The organism is Streptomyces sp. CB02923 (genome assembly GCF_001905005.1).
Taxonomy (GTDB): domain Bacteria; phylum Actinomycetota; class Actinomycetes; order Streptomycetales; family Streptomycetaceae; genus Streptomyces.
The window spans coordinates 541415-560959 of record NZ_LWKZ01000026.1; the positions used below are offsets into that span (position 1 = coordinate 541415).

The 19545-nt window shown below is 73.9% G+C and carries 15 protein-coding genes; 13 read left to right on the forward strand and 2 right to left on the reverse strand.

Translation table 11 applies throughout. The annotated features are described in order from the left end of the window. Positions 1-129 precede the first annotated feature (129 nt). The 3 genes from A6A06_RS33905 (at position 130) to A6A06_RS33915 (ending at position 5346) form a co-directional block, all read left to right on the forward strand. The gene (locus A6A06_RS33905; protein WP_073766779.1) at positions 130-3372 is read left to right on the forward strand and encodes a DEAD/DEAH box helicase; all 3243 of its coding nucleotides are present in this window, start codon (positions 130-132) and stop codon (positions 3370-3372) included. Further along, complete coding sequence (locus tag A6A06_RS33910) at positions 3369-4748, forward strand: SWIM zinc finger family protein (RefSeq protein WP_079194545.1); 1380 nt, start codon at positions 3369-3371, stop codon at positions 4746-4748. The genes A6A06_RS33905 and A6A06_RS33910 overlap by 4 nt, the downstream gene beginning before the upstream one ends. Before the next feature lie 220 nt (positions 4749-4968). After that, positions 4969-5346: a nuclear transport factor 2 family protein gene (locus tag A6A06_RS33915; RefSeq protein WP_199931348.1), complete on the forward strand. Its 378-nt coding sequence runs from the start codon at positions 4969-4971 to the stop codon at positions 5344-5346. 25 nt (positions 5347-5371) lie between these two features. Here A6A06_RS33915 and A6A06_RS33920 read toward each other — a convergent pair whose 3' ends face one another. Then, the gene (locus A6A06_RS33920; protein ID WP_073766783.1) at positions 5372-5605 is read right to left on the reverse strand and encodes a DUF6480 family protein; all 234 of its coding nucleotides are present in this window, start codon (positions 5603-5605) and stop codon (positions 5372-5374) included. A 391-nt stretch (positions 5606-5996) separates the two neighbouring features. Here A6A06_RS33920 and A6A06_RS33925 point away from each other — a divergent pair, with 391 nt between their 5' ends. The 7 genes from A6A06_RS33925 to A6A06_RS33955 all read left to right on the forward strand — a co-directional run bounded on the left by A6A06_RS33925 (position 5997) and on the right by A6A06_RS33955 (position 14703). Next, the gene (locus tag A6A06_RS33925) at positions 5997-8996 is read left to right on the forward strand and encodes a glycoside hydrolase family 2 TIM barrel-domain containing protein (protein ID WP_073767202.1); all 3000 of its coding nucleotides are present in this window, start codon (positions 5997-5999) and stop codon (positions 8994-8996) included. A 110-nt stretch (positions 8997-9106) separates the two neighbouring features. Continuing rightward, entirely contained in the window at positions 9107-9985 is an 879-nt protein-coding gene (locus A6A06_RS33930) for a YceI family protein (protein WP_073766785.1), read from the forward strand. 95 nt (positions 9986-10080) lie between these two features. After that, positions 10081-11004, forward strand: coding sequence for a homocysteine S-methyltransferase (mmuM, locus tag A6A06_RS33935; protein WP_073767204.1), 924 nt, complete (start codon positions 10081-10083; stop codon positions 11002-11004). A gap of 176 nt (positions 11005-11180) precedes the next feature. After that, positions 11181-11978 (forward strand): ABC transporter substrate-binding protein, encoded by a 798-nt coding sequence (locus A6A06_RS33940; RefSeq protein WP_073766787.1) that lies wholly within the window; start codon positions 11181-11183, stop codon positions 11976-11978. A gap of 30 nt (positions 11979-12008) precedes the next feature. Continuing rightward, the gene (locus tag A6A06_RS33945) at positions 12009-12794 is read left to right on the forward strand and encodes an amino acid ABC transporter permease (RefSeq protein WP_073766789.1); all 786 of its coding nucleotides are present in this window, start codon (positions 12009-12011) and stop codon (positions 12792-12794) included. After that, positions 12791-13633: an amino acid ABC transporter ATP-binding protein gene (locus tag A6A06_RS33950; RefSeq protein ID WP_073766791.1), complete on the forward strand. Its 843-nt coding sequence runs from the start codon at positions 12791-12793 to the stop codon at positions 13631-13633. Before A6A06_RS33945 ends, A6A06_RS33950 begins: the two co-directional genes overlap by 4 nt. Positions 13634-13737: 104 nt before the next feature. Next, a complete protein-coding gene (locus A6A06_RS33955) occupies positions 13738-14703 on the forward strand; it encodes an acetylxylan esterase (protein ID WP_073766793.1) in 966 nt (321 codons plus the stop codon). Between the two features lie 5 nt (positions 14704-14708). Here A6A06_RS33955 and xylA read toward each other — a convergent pair whose 3' ends face one another. After that, positions 14709-15872, reverse strand: a complete 1164-nt coding sequence (gene xylA, locus A6A06_RS33960; RefSeq protein ID WP_073766795.1) for a xylose isomerase — start codon at positions 15870-15872, stop codon at positions 14709-14711. Between the two features lie 148 nt (positions 15873-16020). Here xylA and xylB point away from each other — a divergent pair, with 148 nt between their 5' ends. The 3 genes from xylB to A6A06_RS33975 all read left to right on the forward strand — a co-directional run bounded on the left by xylB (position 16021) and on the right by A6A06_RS33975 (position 19302). After that, positions 16021-17484, forward strand: coding sequence for a xylulokinase (gene xylB / locus A6A06_RS33965; RefSeq protein WP_073766797.1), 1464 nt, complete (start codon positions 16021-16023; stop codon positions 17482-17484). Between the two features lie 118 nt (positions 17485-17602). Next, positions 17603-17905, forward strand: a complete 303-nt coding sequence (locus A6A06_RS33970) for an antibiotic biosynthesis monooxygenase (RefSeq protein ID WP_199931349.1) — start codon at positions 17603-17605, stop codon at positions 17903-17905. 113 nt (positions 17906-18018) lie between these two features. Continuing rightward, entirely contained in the window at positions 18019-19302 is a 1284-nt protein-coding gene (locus A6A06_RS33975; RefSeq protein ID WP_073766801.1) for an ROK family transcriptional regulator, read from the forward strand. Positions 19303-19545: the final 243 nt, after the last annotated feature.

The following is a 19545-nucleotide window of genomic DNA, read 5'->3' on the forward strand; positions in this document are numbered from 1 at the left end:
GCCTCACGAGTTCCATCCGTGCCGACGAACGGACCCGGCCGCCGGCAACCGGGTCGGCACCTTCCCCGGTCATGCTGTACCCTCAGGCGCTCCGGTCGCCAGTAGTCAAACTTGAGGAGTCTGCTGCACGTGCACTTCCCTCCCACGGCACCATCCGCTCCCCCGTGCACGCTCGCGCACGGGGCGGCGGTCTTCCTGCCCGCCGATCCGCCCCGTGCGGGACGGATCGCTTTCTGGCGTACGGACGGCGGATGTCCGAACGAAAAGCGCCCGCACGGAGGGCGTCCGAACGAAGAGCGTCCGCACGGCGGGCGTCCGTACGGCACCGCGGAGGACGACGGGCCCGATGCCGGATGGCCGACACAGCCGTTGACCGTCGCCGTGCCGGGCGACGGCGGCGGTATCGAACTCATCGAGGTGCCGGCCGTCGTGCTGCCGGTCGCCGACGCCCTTCCCGTCCTCACCCGCGCCCGTACGGCCCCTGCCGCCGACCCGGCCGCGGCCTTCTGGGGCGCCGCCGCCGTACTGGCGCTGCAACTCGCCGCGCGCGGGCGGCTGCTGCCCGGAGTGAGCCGTTCCGGTCACGACGCGTGGCGTGTCGGCCCGCTCGACCCCGCCGACGCAGGGCGGCTGCGCGAACTGGCCGCGGCGCTGCCGCCGCAGGCGCACGCCGTCCCGCTCTCCGACACCGACGGCTCCAACGGTTGCAACAGCACCGACAGCTCCGATGGCACCGGCCCCCGCCCCTGCCCCGCCCCCGGCACCGTTCTGCTGCCGGAACCCGGGCGCCTGGTGCGGGAGTTCCTGGACGCGGTGGCGGACGGGCTGCCCCGCTCCCCCGCCGCCGCCCTGGTCGCCGGCGGGCCGGCTTTCGCCGCGCCCGAACCGCAGTACATCCCCGAGCAGCTCACCTGGGCGGCCGACGTCGCGGCCGGGCACGACGCGGGCGTACGGATCTCCCTGCGCATCGAGGTCGCCGGACTGCCCGGAACGGACGACACCGGCCCGGCCGGAACCACTGCCACCGGGACTGCTGCCGCCGGTACCGCTGCCGCCCGCCGCGCCGCCTTCACCGCCGTTCTCCAACTGCACGACCTCGCCGACCCCGCCCTCGTCACCGACGCGTCCGAGGTGTGGGCGGGCACCTCCCCCACCGGGCAGGCGTTCGGCCCGCGGGCCCGTATGGACACCCTGCTCACGCTGCGCCGCGCCGCCGCGGCCTGGGCGCCGCTCGCCCCGCTGCTGTCCGCCGCCGTGCCGGACGCCGTGGACCTCGCGGACGAGGAGATCGCCGAGCTGCTCGGCCCCGCCTCCCGCGCGCTGGCCGCCGCCGGTGTGCAGGTGCACTGGCCCCGGGACCTGGTACGCGGGCTCAGCACCCGGGCCGTGGTGGGGCCGCCGGACCAGGACGGCGCACCGGAAACCGCACCCGGGGGACGGGACGGCGGCCCAGGCCGGGACCGCGCCGCGTCCGACGTGCCGTCCTCCCTCTCGGCCGACGCACTGCTCTCGTTCAGCTGGCGTTTCGCCGTCGGCGGCCAGGAGATCAGCAGGGCGGAGCTGGACCGGCTGGCCGAGGCCGGACGGCCGCTCGTACGGCTGCGCGACCGGTGGGTGCTCGTCGATCCGGAGGCGCTGCGGGCGGCCCGTGACCGCCAGGACCGCAAGGTGACGCCCATCGACGCGCTCGGCGCGGCGCTCACCGGGACCGTCGAGGACGGCGACGGAGCACGCGTGGAGGTGCGGGCGTCCGGCTGGCTGGCCCGCCTCCGCGACCGGCTCACCGCACCGGCCGCCGACGCCGTACCGGACCCCGCCACGCCGGGCACGTCCGAACCGGACATCGCCGCACCGATCACATCCATACCGGACACCGCCGCACCGATCGCGCCCGTACCTCCCTCCGCCGCTCCGGATGCCCACGCCGAACCCCCCGTCGCCCAGCCCCCCGCCCTCGCCGCCACCCTCCGCGACTACCAGCTGCGCGGCCTCGGCTGGCTGCACCGGATGACCTCGCTCGGCCTCGGCGGCTGCCTCGCGGACGACATGGGCCTGGGCAAGACCATCACCCTCATCGCGCTGCACCTGCACCGGCAGAGCGACCCCGCCTCCGCCGGGCCCACGCTCGTCGTCTGCCCGGCCTCCCTGATGGGCAACTGGCAGCGCGAGATCGAGAAGTTCGCGCCCGGCACTCCGGTGCGCCGCTTCCACGCGGGCCGGCGCAGCCTCGCGGACCTGGCGGACGGCGCGTTCGTGCTCACCACGTACGGCACGATGCGGCTGGACGCGGCGAAGCTGGCCACGACGCGCTGGGGTCTGGTCGTCGCCGACGAGGCGCAGCACGTCAAGAACCCGTTCTCGGTGACGGCCAAGGCGCTGCGCACCCTTCCGGCGGGCGCCCGGGTGGCGCTCACCGGCACGCCGGTGGAGAACAATGTGTCCGAACTGTGGGCCGTCCTCGACTGGACCACTCCGGGCCTGCTCGGCCCGCTGAGTCGTTTCCGCACGCAGTACGCCATGGCTGTCGAGAGCGGTACGGACCCGGCCGCCGCCGACCGGCTGGCCCGGCTGGTGCGCCCGTTCCTGCTGCGCCGCCGCAAGTCCGATCCGGGCATCGCGCCCGAACTGCCGCCGAAGACGGAGACCGACCGGGTGGTGGCGCTGACCGCGGAGCAGGCCGGGCTGTACGAGGCCGTGGTGCGCGAGGGGCTCGGCGAGATCGCGGAGGCGGACGGGCTCGCGCGCCGCGGCCTGGTCGTCAAGCTGCTGACCTCGCTCAAGCAGATCTGCAACCATCCGGCGCAGTTCCTCAAGGAGGACCGGCCGCTGATCGCGGGCCGTTCCGGGAAGCTGGAGTTGCTGGACGAGCTGTTGGGGACGATTCTCGCCGAGGACGCGGGTGTGCTGGTGTTCACGCAGTACGTGCAGATGGCGCGGCTGCTCGAAACGCACCTGGCGAGCCGCGGGGTGCCGGCCCAGTTGCTGCACGGCGGTACGCCGGTCGCGCGGCGCGAGGAGATGGTGCGCCGCTTCCAGGACGGCGAGGTGCCGGTGTTCCTGCTGTCGCTGAAGGCGGCGGGTACGGGCCTGAATCTGACCAGGGCCGCCCATGTCGTGCACTTCGACCGCTGGTGGAACCCGGCGGTCGAGGCGCAGGCCACCGACCGCGCGTACCGCATCGGCCAGACCCGTCCGGTGCAGGTCCACCGGATGATCACCGAGGGGACGGTCGAGGACCGGATCGCCGACCTGCTCGTACGCAAACAGCGGCTGGCGGACGCGGTGCTCGGCACCGGGGGCGAGACCGCGCTGACCGAACTCACCGACGCCGAGCTGGCGGACCTGGTGGCGCTGCGAGGGAGCGAGCGATGACCGACCTGCCCGAGAAGGCCGGGGAAGCCCTGGCCGGAGCGTTTCCCGAGGACGAGCGCCGCCCGGCGCCCGGCCGGGAACGTACTTTCGCCGCCCTGCCGCCGGCGCGCGGCCGTGGATTCGCGCAAACCTGGTGGGGCCTGGCCTGGCTGAAGGCGCTGGCGGACAGCGCGCTGGACAACGAGCAGGTCAAGCAGGGCCGCCGGTACGCGCGGGCGGGCACCGTGGGTGCGGTCTCCGTACGGCCGGGCCGGATCACCGCGGTCGTCCAGGACCGCGACGGTACGCCGTACCGCTGCGACGTACTGCTCCAGGAACTGGCCGCGGCGGACTGGGACCGCTTCCTGGACCTGGTCGCGGACCGGGCCGGGCACATCGCGGCGCTGCTGGACCATGACATGCCGCCGCACCTGGTGGAGGACGCGGCCGCCGCCGGCATCGAACTGCTCCCCGGTATCGGTGACCTGGAGGCGGAGTGCGGTTGCGAGGCGTGGGACCACTGTTCCCACACCGCCGCGCTCTGCTACCAGACGGCGCGGTTGCTGGACAAGGACCCCTTCGTGCTGCTGCTGATGCGCGGGCGGGGCGAAGAGGAGCTGCTGCACGACCTCCAGGTGCGCACCGCCTCGCGCGCGCGGGAAGCCGCTGAGCAACTCGCCTCCAGCGCGCCCGAAGTGGAGTCGGCAGCGGCCGAGGGCATATCGGCGGCGGAGGCGTACGCGGCGTACACGGCATACGCGGCGCAAGACAGCCTGCCGCCGCTGCCCGTACCCCCGGCCGTGGACGAGCCGGGCACCGCGCCGGTCCTCGGCGGTGGAACGGAGCCTGCGCCCGGTGTGGAAGTGGCAGCGCTGGAGTTCCTGGTGAGCGACACCGCAGCGCGCGCCCAGCGGCTGCTGGCGGACGCGCTGGCGCCCGGACACGCGGACAGCCCGTCGCAGGCAGCGCTGAGCTGCGCCCAGGACGCCGTGCGGCTGGCGGCGTCCGGCCCGGGGCCCCGGATCGCGGCACGGCTGGCATCCGGTTCCGGGCGTACGGCCCAGGCGCTGGCCCTGGCCGTACGGGCATGGGAGTACGGCGGCGCCCCGGCGCTCGCGGTCCTGGAGGAGGAGTGGGCGCCGGAGCCCGCGGCCCTGGCCCGCGCCGCGGCCCAGCTCGCCGCCGCCTGGGACGAGGACGAGCCGCGGCCACAGCTGCGCCGCGACCGCAACCGCTGGACTGTGGCCGGCGGCGGGGCGCAGCTCAGGTACGGGCGCGACGGGCGGTGGTGGCCGTACCTGAAAGAGCGCGGGCAGTGGGCACCCGCGGGGCCTGCGGCCGAAGATCCTGCGTCGGCACTCGCGACGCTGGGCGGCGGGGCCGACGGCGACGGGTAACCGGGCGGGACGGCGGCTCGCGACTGGGAGGGGCGGCGGCCCGCGGCCGGGAGCGGCCCCCTCGGTCCGCTCCCCGCGCCCCCACGTTCCCGCCGCGCCGCCCCGCCGCGCGTACTGACTCCCCCTACGGCACGGCTCGGCGCTACTCTGCTCGGCGTCAGGGGCCCGGCGCACCGGCCGTCGGCCCGGCGTCCGGCCGATCGGAGGGACCGTGCCTGCTGTGAGCCCCTTGGACGTCCTCGACCGGCGCCGCGCCGCGGTGACGGGGCGGGACGCAGACGCCTTCGCGGACCTGTTCGCGCCGGACGGCGTGATCGAGCTGCCCTTCGCGGGCGCCGACGTACCCGACCGCATCGAGGGCCGGGAGGCGATACGCGCCTTCGCGCGGGCGGCGATGTCCGCGATGCGCGTCGACAAGTTCGAGACGCTCGCCGTCCACCGCACCGAGGACCCGGAGGTCGTCATCGCGGAGGTGCTCACCAAGGGCGCGGGGCGCACCGACGCGTTCGAAGGCCGTTCGGTGCAGTTGTTCCGCATCAGGGACGGCGGGATCGTGCTGCTCCGCGACTACACGGGGCCGCTGCGCAAGCCCTCCTGAGCTTGCCCGTACCCGGCCGGCGCGGCTACACGGCCCAGATGCGGGCGATGAAGAAGGCGGCGACGAGGACGACCACGACGGCGAGCGCCAGCACCGGGCCCTTGGACCAGCCGCGGGTGGGATTGTGGGTCTCCAGGGGCCCGGCGTCCGGGGTGCTGCCCTCGGCGGGCGGGGTCTCGCCCGGTGGCACCCCGCCGCCCGGCTCCAGGCCGGGGGTGCGCTCCGGTTCCGGGTCCGGGTTCTTCGGTGAATCGTTCATGCTGCCTGGGTGCCCGGGGACGGCCGATTGTCACCTTCCCCAGGGGACACCGAAGGTCTGCCCCACGCGACGCCGAAGATCTGTCCCACGGGACACCGAAGGTCTGTGCCACGCGACACCGAAGATCTGCCTCACGGGACACCGAAGGTCTGCCCCACAGGTCCCTGAAGGCTTCCGCAAACCCCGGAGTCCCCGGCACGAATAGGGCGCTCGGGGGCATGTACGGCGCGCGGCGAGTGCTTCAGCGGTCAATCATTCGTATCTGGTCGCGGCGCGCCGCCGCGCGTGGTTCGCTGGCGTGAACCCCCCACGCCCTGCCGTGCCCCCGCAGCGAGGAGGCCCCTTGCCCCTGCCCGATGCCGAGCACGCCGGTCCCCGTACCGCCCCCGACGTGTCCCCGCCCGTCCCCCGCCCCCCGCAGCACCTCCCGTACTACGAAGACGTGTCCCCCGGCAGGGGCTGCCGTCCGCCCCGCGCCTGGTACGCCCGCTCGGACGCACGGCGGATGTCGCTGCACGGGACGTGGCGTTTCCGCCTCTCCCCCACCGCCCGCGGCGCGGACACCGCTTTCGCCCGGCCGGACTTCGACGACGCGGACTGGGCCGGTCTGCGCGTACCGGGCCACTGGGTGCTCATGGGACACGGCGCGCCCGCCTACACCAACACCCGTTACCCGTTCCCCGTCGATCCGCCGCGGCTGCCCGACGAGAACCCGACCGGGGATCACCGGCACACCTTCGACCTTCCCTCCGACTGGGAACCCGGGCCCGCCCTGCTGCGTTTCGAAGGTGTGGAGTCCTGCGCCCGGGTATGGCTCAACGGAAGGGAGCTGGGGCACTTCAAGGGCAGCCGGCTGCCGCACGAGTTCGAGGTGGGCCACCTGCTGCGGGCCCGGCGCAATGTGCTCGCGGTCCGTGTCCACCAGTGGTCCGCGGGAAGCTATCTGGAGGACCAGGACCAGTGGTGGCTGCCCGGCGTCTTCCGCGATGTCACGCTGCACCACCGGCCTCCGGGCGCCGTCCTGGACCACTTCGTGCACGCCTCCTACGACCACCGCACGGGCCTGGGCACCCTGCGGGTGGACTGCGCCCCGGCGGGGCGTGTCAGCGTCCCCGCGCTCGGGCTGGACCTGGCGACGGGTGAGAGCGCGACGGTGCCGGTCACACCGTGGACGGCCGAGACACCGCATCTGTACGACGCCGAACTGCGCACGCCCGGCGAGCGCGTCCCCCTGCGCGTCGGTTTCCGTACCGTACGCGTCGAGGACGGCCTGCTGAAGGTCAACGGGCGGCGCGTGCTGTTCCGCGGCGTCAACCGGCACGAGTTCGACCCGCGTTACGGGCGCTCGCTGGGCCCCGAGGCGATGCGCCGCGACCTGCTGCTGATGAAGCGGCACAATGTCAACGCGGTCCGTACGAGCCACTATCCGCCGCACCCGGCCTTCCTCGGCCTCTGCGACGAGCTGGGTCTGTGGGTCGTCGAGGAGTGCGACCTGGAGACGCACGGTTTTGGGCAGCAGGGCTGGCGGGACAACCCGGTGGACGACGCCGCGTGGACTCCGGCGCTGCTGGACCGCGTGCGCCGCATGGTCGAGCGCGACAAGAACCATCCCAGCGTGATCATGTGGTCGCTGGGCAACGAGTGCGGCACCGGCCGCGGCCTGTCCGCCATGGCCGCCTGGACGCGCGACCGCGACCCGTCCCGCCCGCTGCACTACGAAGGCGACCCCGCCTGCGCCGACACCGACGTCTACTCCCGGATGTACGCGGACCACGCCGAGGTCGCCCGGATCGGCCGTCGGGAGGAGGAGCCGCTCGCCGATCCGGTGGCGGACGCCCGGCGCCGCGCCCTGCCGTTCCTGCTGTGCGAGTACGCGCACGCGATGGGCAACGGGCCCGGCGGGCTGAGCGAGTACCAGCGGCTCTTCGAGACGTACGAGCGCTGCCAGGGCGGCTTCGTGTGGGAGTGGATCGATCACGGGCTGCGGCAGCACACCGCGTACGGCGAGGTGTTCCACGCGTACGGAGGCGACTTCGGCGAGGAGCTGCACGACGGCAACTTCGTCTGTGACGGGCTGGTCTTCCCCGACCGGACGCCGTCGCCCGGCCTGACCGAGCTCAAGAAAGTCGTCGAGCCGGTACGGATCGGCGGTACAGGTACAGGTACACGTACGGGCACGGGTACAGGCACAGGTACGAAGCCCGGCGCGGGCGACGGCCACGCCGCCCCGGCCACCGTGCGGATCACCAACCTGCACGACTTCGCCGGCCTGACACACCTGGCGTTCCGCTGGTCCTACGAGGCCGAGGGCGAGGTCCTCGCCGAGGGGCCGCTGGACGTGCCGCCGCTCGCGCCCGGGGCGCACACCGAGGTGGCGCTGCCCCCGGAGCCCGCCGGGCGGCGCGGCCGTGAAGCCCTGTGGACGGTGCGGGCGTTACTGGCCGGGGACACCGCGTGGGCCGAGGCGGGCCATGAGGTCGCCTGGGGGCAGCTGCCCGCCGCTCCTGCCGCACCCGGCCCTGCCGTCCCCCGTCCCCCCTCCGTGCGCGCGGCCCCGCGGCGCGGCGAGGGCAACCTCGTCCTCCTCGGTCCGGGCGCCTTCGACGCGACCACCGGTGTGCTCCGCTACCTCGACGGCGTGCAGCTGACGGGCCCGCGGCTGGACGTGTGGCGGGCGCCGACCGACAACGACGAGGGCGCGCCCTGGCAGCCGGGTCCGCGCCCCGCCGAGCAGTGGCGCCGGATCGGCCTGCACCGCATGCGTCACCGGGTGGCGTCCGTCGAGCACGGCCGTGACGCGCTGGTGGTGCGGACCCGGGTCGCGCCGGCCGGCTCCGGTCTGGCCCTGGACACGGACTACCGCTGGAGCGCGGACGGCGGACGGCTGCGGCTGGAGGTGTCGGTGCGGCCGTACGGCGAGTGGCCGTGCCCGCTGCCCCGGCTCGGCGTCCGGATGGGACTGTGCGGCAGCCTCATGACGGCGCGGTGGTACGGCGGCGGGCCGGGCGAGGCGTATCCGGACACCAGGGCGGCGGCGCGGACGGGGCTGTGGCGGATGCCGGTGGACGCGCTGCAGACGCCGTACGTGCGGCCGCAGGAGAACGGGGCGCGGGCCGGTGTGCGGTGGGTGGAGCTGGCCCGCAGCGACGGTTCGGGGGTGCGGGCCGAGGGCGAGCCGGCGTTCTGGTTCACCGCGCGCCGCTGGACGAGCGAGCAGCTGGACGCGGCGCGGCACACGACCGACCTGACGCCGGGCGACCGGGTCTGGCTCCATCTCGATCATGCGCAGCACGGCATCGGGAGCCGGTCGTGCGGCCCCGGGGTGCTGCCCCCGTACGAGCTGACGGTGGCTCCTGCCCGGTTCGCCGTCATCTTGCACTCACTGCGATGATTTTCACGTTTCCACGCCTATTGACAGCTGTCGTCCTCGGCGGTCTAAACCAATGACAGGATGGAGATGCACCTTTTTCGACGCAACTGACCGAGAGGCCCCGTCCTGCCATGGCGCTCGCCATCCTCACCCGCCTTCGTGACCGCTCCGCCCGCAGTGCCCCCGCCCCGGCCCCCATCCCGCGCGGTGCGGGAGCGCTGGACCTCACCGTCCAGGATCCCGTGGGGCTGCCGATGGCACGGGCCGGGATTTCGGTGCGCGACACCGAGGGCGCCGAGGTCACGCGCGGCCAGACGGACCCCAACGGCATGTTCACCGCGACGCTGGCGCCCGCCGCGTACCACGTGGTGGTCACCTGCGACGGCTTCCGTCCGGAGCGGTTCGACAGCCTGGTCACCGAGGGCGGGCGGACCGCGCCGCGGACGCTGGGCCTGGAGCCGGCCCCCGCGGTGCCGATGCCCACGCCGGGGCAGTGGCGGCTGGACCCGGACCACTCGTCCATCCGCTTCACCGCCCGGCACATCGGGCTGGCCGAGATCCACGGCCGGTTCAACACCTTCGAGGGCGGTCTGTGGATCGCGCCGGACATGCGCGACTCGCGGGTGGAGGTGACGATCGACGCGGCGAGCATCGACTCGGGCGTCAAGATGCGCGACGACCATCTGCGCTCGGCGGAGTTCCTGGACGTGGCGCGCTATCCGTACCTCCAGTTCACCGGAGAGCGGTTCGTGCACAAGGGCGGTACCCGCTGGGCCGTGCAGGGGGTGCTGCACCTGCACGGCGTCAGCCGGTCGGTGCAGCTGGACACCCGCTACCTGGGCATCGGCACCGGCATGGGCGGCGAGACGCGTACGGCGTGCAGCGCGGTGACCGAGCTGCACCGGGAGGACTTCACGCTGGACTGGCGCAAGATGCTCGCGCGGGGCATCGCCGCCATCGGCGCCACGATCCGCATCGAAATGGACATCCAGGCCGTCCAGGCCGAGTGACCCGGGCCGCCGGACACGGGTCGGGCGTGGGACTGGCCCCGGGCATGGGACTGGCCCCGCCCGTGGGTCCGGGCCCGGGTGAGAGGCTGGGTGCCATGAGCACCGCTGCCGCACCGTCGTTCGCCGCCGCCCTCGCCGCGGGCCCGCTCGTCCTGGACGGCGGGCTGTCCAACCAGCTGGAGTCCGCCGGGCACGATCTCAGCGACGCGCTGTGGTCGGCGCGGCTGCTCGCCGAGGACCCGGCCGCCGTGGTCGCGGCGCACCGCGCGTACTACGAGGCGGGTGCGCAGGTGGCGATCACGTCCAGCTACCAGGCGACCTTCGAGGGGTTCGCCGGGCGCGGCATCGGGGAGGCGGAGGCCGCCGGGCTGCTGCGGAGGAGTGTGGAGCTGGCGCGCGAGGCGGCTCGGCAGGCGACGGCGGCCGGCGCGGCGGGGCCGTTGTACGTGGCCGCCTCGGCCGGTCCGTACGGCGCGATGCTCGCGGACGGCTCCGAATACCGGGGCCGTTACGGGCTGTCGGTGGACGAGCTGGAGCGGTTCCACCGTCCGCGGCTGGAGGTGCTGGCCGCCGCCGGGCCCGATGTCCTGGCGCTGGAGACCGTGCCGGACGCGGACGAGGCGCGGGCTCTGCTGCGGGCGGTGCGCGGCCTGGGCGTGCCGGCCTGGCTGTCCTTCAGCGCGGCCGGGGAGCACACCCGTGCGGGGCAGCCGCTGGCGGACGCCTTCGCGCTCGCCGCCGACGTCCCGGAGGTGGTCGCGGTGGGCGTGAACTGCTGCACTCCCGAAGACGCGGACCGGGCGGTGGCCGTGGCGGCCCGCGCGGCCGGAAAGCCGGTGGCCGTCTACCCGAACAGCGGCGAGAGCTGGGACGCGCAGGCGCGCGCCTGGTGCGGTACGCCCGCCTTCAGCGCGGACCGGGTCGCTGCCTGGACCGCCGCCGGGGCCCGTCTCGTCGGCGGCTGCTGCCGGGTGGGGCCGGACGCGGTGGCCGCGCTGGCGCGGCAGCTGACCGGCTGATCCGGGGGCCGGCGCGGCGCGTACGCGGCACCGGCCGGGCCGGGTCGTTACCCGGTCGCAACACCGGTGGCGGCGACATCGGCCCTGGCCGGTGGCAGGATGCAGCCAACTCACCTCCGACCGGTGAGTGTGGGGCCGCATCCTGATCCGGAGGACCCGTGTCCGTTCGCTCCTCGATGTCCGCCACGGCCGCTCTCGTCGCGGCCGCCGCTCTTCTCGCCACGGGCTGCACCAGCACGAAGTCCGACAAGGTGGCCGGCGGAAAGTCGGCCGCGGGCGTCCAGCTCGTCTCCCCCGGCACGCTCAAGACCTGCACCCATCTGCCGTACGCGCCGTTCCAGGTGAAGAAGGGCGGCGAGATCGTCGGGTTCGACGTGGACCTGGTCGACCTGGTCGCCAAGGAACTGAAGGTGCCGCAGGAGATCGTCAACACGCCCTTCGAGGGCATCGAGACCGGCCAGGACTTCGCCATCCGCAAGTGCGACCTGGCTGCCGCGGGCATGACCATCACCCCCAAGCGCGACAAGGTCATGGACTTCTCCGACCCGTATTTCAACGCCACCCAGGCGCTCGTCACCAAGAAGGGCGCGCCCTACAAGAAGGTGGCGGACCTCAAGGGCAAGCGGCTGGGCTACCAGAAGGCCACCACCGGCGCGGAGTACGCCAAGAAGAACGGCGCGGGCGTCGAACTGGTCGAGTTCGAGGACCTGGGGCTGCTGCTCACCGCCGTGAAGTCGGGTCAGGTGGACGCGGGTATCAACGACAACGGAGTGCTGTTCGACTACGTCAAGCAGAACCCGGACACCGCGGTGACCGCCGAGTTCGACACCGGCGAGCACTACGGGGTCGGTGTGCGCACCGGCAACGACGCGCTGCGCAAGAAGATCAACGAGGTGCTCAAGAAGGCTCGTTCCGACGGCAGTTACGACCGGATCTACAAGAAGTGGTTCGGCACCGCGCCCCAGCAGGGCTGACCCGGCAGCCAGCGTGAGGAGCCGACACTGATGCCCCTGTCCCGACGCCGGAGGGCTCGCCTCCTGCGCGGCGTCCAGTACGCCGTGCTGGCTGCCGCCGTCCTCGTCCTCGCCCTGGTCGCCGACTGGGGGACGCTGCGCCACGCGTTCTTCGACGTGGAGGTCGCCAAGGCACTGTTCCCCGAGATCATCACCACCGCGCTGGTCAACACCGTCCAGTACACCCTGCTCGGCTTCGGTTTCGGCCTGGGGCTCGGTCTGGTGCTGGCGCTGATGCGGCTGTCGCAGGTACCGCCGTACCGCTGGCTCGCCGTCACCTACATCGAGTTCTTCCGTGGTGTGCCGGCGCTGCTGGTGTTCATCGCGCTGGGCTTCGGCGTGCCGCTCGCCTTCGAGGTCGCGCTCGACATGAACATCACCGTGATGCTCTCGCTCGGCCTGGTCGGTGCCGCGTACATGGCGGAGACGATCCGGGCCGGCATCCAGGCCGTGCCCAAGGGGCAGACGGAGGCGGCCCGTTCGCTGGGGATGTCGCAGGGCCGCGCGATGCGTTCGATCGTCATACCGCAGGCGTTCCGGATCGTCCTGCCACCGCTGACCAACGAGCTGATCCTGCTCACCAAGGACTCCTCGCTGGTCTACCTGCTCGGCCTGTCGCTCGGTCAGTTCGAGCTGGCGAACTTCGGGCGGGACGCCCTCAACGAGCACAAGAGCCTGACGCCGATCCTCATCGCCGGTCTGCTCTACCTCGTCATCACCCTCCCCCTGGGCCAGCTGGTCCGGCGGCTGGAGGCCCGTACCGCGAAGGCGAGGTGACCGCTGTGGACACCGGACAAAAGCCGGCGACGGCAGGACGGGCGATCGAGGTCGAGGGGCTGCACAAGTCCTTCGGCGCGCTGGAGGTCCTCAAAGGCATCGACTTCTCCGTGGAGCGGGGCGAGGTGGTGTGCGTCATCGGCCCCTCGGGGTCGGGCAAGTCGACTCTGCTGCGCTGTGTGAACCTGCTGGAGGAGCCGACCGCGGGCCGGGTCACCGTGGCGGGCACCGAGGTCACCGACCCGGACGTGGACATCGACCGGGTCCGGCGCCGGATCGGGATGGTCTTCCAGTCGTTCAATCTCTTCCCGCACCTGACGGCCCTGGAGAACCTGACGATCGCCCAGCGGCGGGTGCTGCGCCGCGACCGGACGGCGGCGCAGCGCGTCGCGCGTGCCAACCTGGCGCGGGTCGGCCTGAGCGACAAGGAGTCCGCGTACCCGGCGCAGCTGTCGGGCGGCCAGCAGCAGCGGGTGGCCATCGCCCGCGCGCTGTCCATGGAGCCGGAACTGATGCTCTTCGACGAGCCGACCTCGGCGCTCGACCCGGAGCTGGTGGGTGACGTGCTGGCGGTGATGCGCTCGCTCGCCCAGGACGGCATGACGATGCTCGTCGTCACCCACGAGATGAGCTTCGCGCGGGAGGTCGCCGACCGGGTGGTGTTCATGGACGGCGGGGTCATCGTCGAGGAGGGGTCGCCGGAGCGGGTGGTGGCCGATCCGCAGCACGAGCGGACCCGGACGTTCCTGGCGCGGGTGCTCGACCCGGCGGCCGCCGGGATCAGCGAGGTGGCCGACGGCGGGGCGCGGGGACCGGATGAGGAGCGGCGCGAGCCGTGACCGGGCGGACCGCGCGGGGCGCCTGGTAAGTTGCGCGCCCGGTACACGGCAGCCGCCGGGCGCCGTCGCGCTCCCGTCGCCCGCCCCCGACCTGGAGGCACCGCTTGTTCGTCGACCTGCCCCTGGACCAGTTGCGCAGCTACCGTCCGCCGCTGCCCGAACCCGACGGCTTCGACGCGTTCTGGCGGCGCACGCTGGACGAGGCCGGTACGTACGACCTCGACGCGCGCTTCGTGGAGACCGACGCGGGCCTGTCGCTGCTGCACACGTACGACATGGAGTTCTCGGGCTTCGGCGGTCACCGCATCCGGGGCTGGTTCCTGGTGCCCCGCGAGGCACCCGGGCCGCTGCCCTGCGTCGTGCAGTACCTCGGGTACGGCGGCGGGCGGCTGCATCCGCAGGACTGGCTGCTGTGGCCGGCGTCGGGTTACGCCGCGCTGGTCATGGACACCCGGGGGCAGAGCGGCCCCAACCGGCCCGGTGACACTCCCGACCCGGTCGGCTCCCCCCATCCGGGCGTGCCCGGCAAGATGACGCAGGGGCTGCTCGACCCGGACGACTACTACTACCGGCGGGTCTACACCGACGGCGTACGGGCCGTGGCGGCAGCGCGCGGCCATGCGGCGGTGGACGCCGAGCGCGTCGTGGTGGCGGGCGGCAGCCAGGGCGGGGCCATCGCGCTGGCCGTGGCGGGGCTGGTGCGCGGCCTCGCGGGCGCCCTGATCGACGTACCGTTCCTGACGCACGTGCGGCGCGCCGTCGAGATCACCGACGAGGGTCCGTACGGCGAACTGGCCCGCTACCTCGCGGGCGCCCGGACCCAGGTCGACGCCGCCCTGCACACCCTCGACCACTTCGACGGCCTGAACTTCGCGGCCCGCGCGAGCGCGCCCGCGCTCTTCGGGACCGCGCTGCGCGACCCCGTCACCCCGGCCTCCACCGGCTTCGCCGCGTACCACCACTACGCGGGCGCCAAGGAGCTGCGGCTGTGGCGCTTCAACGGGCACGAGGGCGGCGGCGGGCACCAGCGGACGGAGGAGATGCGCTTCCTGGGCAAGCTGTTCGGCTGAGCGGGTCAGCGGGCCCGCAGCAGGTGGTCCAAGGCGAGCTGGTCGAGGTGCTCGAACGCCATGCCGCGGGCGGCGGCCGCCGCGGCGTCGAAGGTCTCGTACGCCGTACGGTCCGCGAGGAGGCCGGTGAGTCCGTCCTCGGCGGTGGGGCGGGCCAGTTCGTCCAGCCGGGAAGCGCGCAGTGCCTCCCGGACGGCCGGGTCGGCGCGGAAGGCCGCCGCGCGCTCCTTGAGGATCAGGTAGGTGCGCATGCAACCGGCCGCCGAGGCCCACACCCCGTCCAGGTCCTCGGTGCGCGGCGGCTTGAAGTCGAAGTGCCGGGGCCCTTCGTAGCCGGCCGTCTCCAGCAGGTCCACCAGCCAGAAGGCGGCCCGCAGGTCTCCGGCGCCGAAGCGCAGGTCCTGGTCGTACTTGGCGCCGGACTGGCCGTTCAGGTCGATGTGGAAGAGCTTGCCGGTCCACAGGGCCTGGGCGATGCCGTGCGGGACGTTCAGGCCGGCCATCTGCTCGTGCCCGACCTCCGGGTTGACGCCGTACAGCGCGGGCCGTTCCAGGCGTTCGATGAACGCGAGCGCGTGGCCGACGGTGGGCAGCAGGATGTCGCCGCGCGGCTCGTTGGGCTTCGGCTCGATGGCGAATCGCAGGTCGTAGCCCTGTTCGACGACGTACTCGCCGAGCAGGTCGAACGCCTCCTTCATCCGGTCCAGGGCGGCGCGGACGTCCTTGGCCGCGCCGGACTCCGCGCCTTCGCGCCCGCCCCAGGCCACGTACGTACGGGCGCCCAGCTCGACGGCCAGGTCGATGTTGCGCAGCGTCTTGCGCAGGGCGTAGCGCCGCACGTCGCGGTCGTTGGCGGTGAACGCGCCGTCCTTGAAGACCGGGTGGGTGAAGAGGTTGGTCGTGACCATCGGCACGGCCAGGCCGGTGGCGTCCAGCGCCTGGCGGAAACGCTTGACCGCCGCCTCGCGCGCAACGTCGCCGGAGCCGAAGGGGATCAGGTCGTCGTCGTGGAAGGTGATGCCGTACGCGCCGAGTTCCGCCAGCCGGTGGACGGATTCGACCGGGTCCAGCGGGCGGCGGGTGGCGTCCCCGAAGGGGTCGCGGCCCTGCCAGCCGACCGTCCACAGACCGAAGCTGAATTTGTCCTCGGGCACGGGCCGGTAGCTCATCGCGACTCCCTCGGCCAATTCGTCATGGCGCTTTACAAATTGCGGCGGGGCCAAACTAATATGCGGCAGCACGCCGGGGAAGCCCCTGGACGGGCGTGGTGCGCGGCATCCGTCGGGGGCGTTCCCCGCGGTGCGGAGGGAGAACGCGATGGGCACACAGGCAGCGGGACCGCTCGTCGTCGGCGTGGACAGTTCCACCCAGTCCACCAAGGCGCTCGTGGTGGACGCCGCGACCGGCGAGGTCGTCGCCCGCGGCCAGGCTCCGCACGTGGTCACCGGCGGTACCGGCGCCAGTGGTACGGATGCGGGCGGCGCGGGCAAGGAGAGCGACCCCGCGCAGTGGTGGAGCGCGCTCGGCGAGGCGCTGAGCCAGTGCGGTGACGCCGCGCGGCAGGCCGCGGCCGTGTCCGTCGGGGGCCAGCAGCACGGCCTGGTCACCCTGGACGCGTCGGGGCGGCCGGTGCGCCCGGCGCTGCTGTGGAACGACGTACGGTCGGCGCCCCAGCACCGCGGCCTGCTGGCGGAGTTCGGCGGGCCGCAGGCGTGGGCGCGGCGGGTGGGGAGCGTGCCGCTCCCGGCGTTCACCGTGACGAAGTGGGCCTGGCTGCGCGAGAACGAGCGCGCGGCGGCCGACGCGACGGCTGCGGTGCGGCTGCCGCACGACTACCTCACCGAGCGCCTCAGCGGCGAGGCGGTCACCGACCGCGGCGACGCTTCCGGGACCGGCTGGTGGTCCCCGGCAAGCGAGGCGTACGACGAGGAGATCCTCCGGCGCATCGGCCTGGACCCGAAGGCGCTGCCGCGGGTCGCGCTGCCGGGCGAGGCGGCCGGCACCGTACGGACCGCTGAACTGCCGCTGCCGCACGGCGCGCTGGTCGCCGCGGGCACCGGAGACAACATGGCGGCGGCGCTGGGGCTCGGACTGCGCCCCGGGCAGCCCGTACTGAGCCTGGGCACCTCCGGCACGGTCTACGCGGTGTCCACCCGGCGCCCGGCCGGCGACCCCACGGGCACGGTCGCCGGGTTCGCCGACGCGCGCGGCGACTGGCTGCCCCTGGCCTGCACCCTGAACTGCACACTGGCCGTGGACCGGGTCGCCGCCCTGCTCGGTCTGGAGCGGGAGGACGTCGAGCCCGGCGGGTCGGCGGTGATGCTGCCCTTCCTCGACGGTGAGCGCACGCCGGACCTGCCGCAGGCGTCCGGGCTGCTGCACGGCCTGCGGCACGACACGACACGCGGCCAGGTGCTCCAGGCGGCGTACGACGGTGCGGTGTTCGCGCTCCTCCAGGCGCTGGACCGGATCGTGGACGAGGACGTACCGGCCGACGCGCCGCTGCTGCTGATCGGCGGCGGGGCGCGCGGGCGGGCGTGGCGGGACACCGTGCGCCGCCTTTCGGGGCGGCCCGTGGTGGTGCCCGAAGCCCGTGAGCTGGTCGCGCTGGGCGCGGCGGCGCAGGCTGCGGGGCTGCTGCTGGGCGAGGACCCGGCTGCGGTGGCACGGCGATGGGGGACGGCGCGCGGCGCGGAGTACGCGGCGGTGCCGTGTGACACGGCGGCGCGGGAACGGCTGGCGGAGACGCTCACGACGGGCGGGCCGCTGCTGGGGGCCTGACCGGAGCGGAACCCCGCCCGGGAAACGGTGGCCGGAAATCCGGATCCGGGGAGCGGATGGGGAGGGGATTCGGACGGTGCCGTACCGCGGGCGCGGGAGTTGTGATGGGGTGCCGGGCATGAGCATCTTTGTTCGTGCCCGGTTCGATGTCCGTGACCGCCGGCAGGACGGCGCCGAGCGGAGTGCCACCGCGCTGCACGAGGCGGCCGGTCCGGAGCCGGGCTGCCCGACCTACCGCTGGTTCACGCTTCCCGCGCCCGGCGCCTATCTGGTGCTGGAGGAGTACGCCGACCCCGCTGCCGCAGCGGCGCCGCAGGAGAACGCCGCCGGGCTGCAGACGAGTCTGGGCCGGTGCGCCGACATGGCGTTCGCCGAGATGTACGGGCCGCTCGGGCCCGGACGGCCGGAGACCGGCGGCTGAGGCCCGGCCTTCCCCTCGCCCGTACCCGTGCCCGTGCGCACCTGCCACCGACGAAACCGGAGATCCGCGACCCGCATGGCCAAGCCGTCCGCCACGCCCGCCACGGGTGCCGCGTGAACTCCGCCGGTCCCGCCGCCGACACCCAGCACGGCATCCGCCGCCGCAACCTCGCGCGGGTCCTCGGCACCGTCGCCGCCGCGGGGCCGATGTCACGTGCGGGGATCGCCGCGCGGGTCGGGCTGACCCGGGCGGCGGTCTCCAGCCTCGTCGACGCGCTGCTGCGGGCCGGTCTGCTGGTCGAGACGGGGCCTGCCGCGCCCAGCGGACGCGGGCGGCCGGGCAGCGAACTGTCCGTCAGCGACACCGGGCCCGCGGGGATCGGCGCCGAGATCGGTGTCGGTCACCTCGCGGTGTGCGCCGTGGACCTGCGTGGCCGGATACGTGCCCGGGAGGCCACCGACTCGGTCAACCGGGGCAGCGACCCCGGTGCCGTACTGCGCCGGCTGGCCGGAATGATCACGGAGGTCACGGGACGGATCGCACCGCTGGGCCTGCGGCCCGCCGGGCTGACGGTCGCGGTTCCCGGGCTGGTCGCGCGCGGTACGACAATCGTGGCACACGCCCCGAACCTCGGCTGGCGGTACGTCGATCCGGCTCCGGCCCTGCGCGCCCTGACCGACGCCCACTGCCCGCTGGCCGTCGGGAACGAGGCGCATCTCGGCGCGCTGGCCGAGATGCGGCTGGGCGGCGGGCCGGACGGCCACGGCGCGCCACCGCCCGACTTCCTCCACATATCGGCCGAGGTGGGCATCGGCGCCGCGGTCGTCGTGGGCGGGCAACTGCTGCACGGCGTGCGGGGGTTCGCGGGCGAGCTGGGGCATGTGCCGGTGTACCCGGGCGGGCGGCCGTGCGGCTGCGGCGGGCGGGGCTGTCTGGAGCAGTACGCGGGGGAAGCGGCCGTTCTCCGGGCCGCCGGCCTCGATCCCGCGCAGGCGACGGCCGGTCGCCCCGGCTCGCGGGCCGGGGTCGAACTGCTCGCCCGCAGCGCCGCGGCCGGGGACCGCGCCGCCTCGGCCGCGCTGCGGGACGCGGGGACGGCGCTCGGCATCGCGCTGACCGGGGCGGTGCACCTTCTCGACCCGCAGGCGGTGGTGCTCGGCGGTGCGCTGGCCCGGCTGGCGCCCTGGCTCCTGCCGCCGCTGGAGCGGGAGCTGACGGCCCGTACCGCCGTCGGGCCGCTCGCGGAGTCCGCGCCGCGTGCGCGGGTGGCCGTCTCCCGTGTCGGCGCGGACGGGCCGCTGCTCGGAGCGGCGCACGCGGCGCTGCGTGCCGTCCTGGACGACCCGCTGGGGCGGTCCCGTACGCCCGCTGTCCTGCGGCAGCTCTCCGGCGAATGACCCGCTCCGTCACCTCGTCGTCTTTCCGCCGTCACCGGGCCTTGTGGCGCCGCTCCGCCGAATACCCCCGGCACACTTTCCACCGATGGATTCCACTAAACCTGTCCATCTCAATTATTTTTTATGCCACTCTTTTGAGTGATTGCCCAGATTAAAACAACACGTCTATGTTCAGTTCGGCGAGCGGCACGGACCTCGCCTTGCGGAACGGCCGTGGCTCCGGCCGCCGTCAGATTGTCAACT

Bases quoted from the DNA above. Each gene is read 5' to 3' on its own strand.
- A6A06_RS33910 (WP_079194545.1), top strand. From the start codon at position 3,369: ATGACCGACCTGCCCGAGAAGGCCGGGGAAGCCCTGGCCGGAGCGTTT.
- A6A06_RS33920 (WP_073766783.1), bottom strand. From the start codon at position 5,605: ATGAACGATTCACCGAAGAACCCGGACCCGGAACCGGAGCGCACCCCC.
- A6A06_RS33930 (WP_073766785.1), top strand. From the start codon at position 9,107: ATGGCGCTCGCCATCCTCACCCGCCTTCGTGACCGCTCCGCCCGCAGT.
- mmuM (WP_073767204.1), top strand. From the start codon at position 10,081: ATGAGCACCGCTGCCGCACCGTCGTTCGCCGCCGCCCTCGCCGCGGGC.
- A6A06_RS33940 (WP_073766787.1), top strand. From the start codon at position 11,181: ATGTCCGCCACGGCCGCTCTCGTCGCGGCCGCCGCTCTTCTCGCCACG.
- A6A06_RS33945 (WP_073766789.1), top strand. From the start codon at position 12,009: ATGCCCCTGTCCCGACGCCGGAGGGCTCGCCTCCTGCGCGGCGTCCAG.
- xylA (WP_073766795.1), bottom strand. From the start codon at position 15,872: ATGAGCTACCGGCCCGTGCCCGAGGACAAATTCAGCTTCGGTCTGTGG.
- xylB (WP_073766797.1), top strand. From the start codon at position 16,021: ATGGGCACACAGGCAGCGGGACCGCTCGTCGTCGGCGTGGACAGTTCC.
- A6A06_RS33970 (WP_199931349.1), top strand. From the start codon at position 17,603: ATGAGCATCTTTGTTCGTGCCCGGTTCGATGTCCGTGACCGCCGGCAG.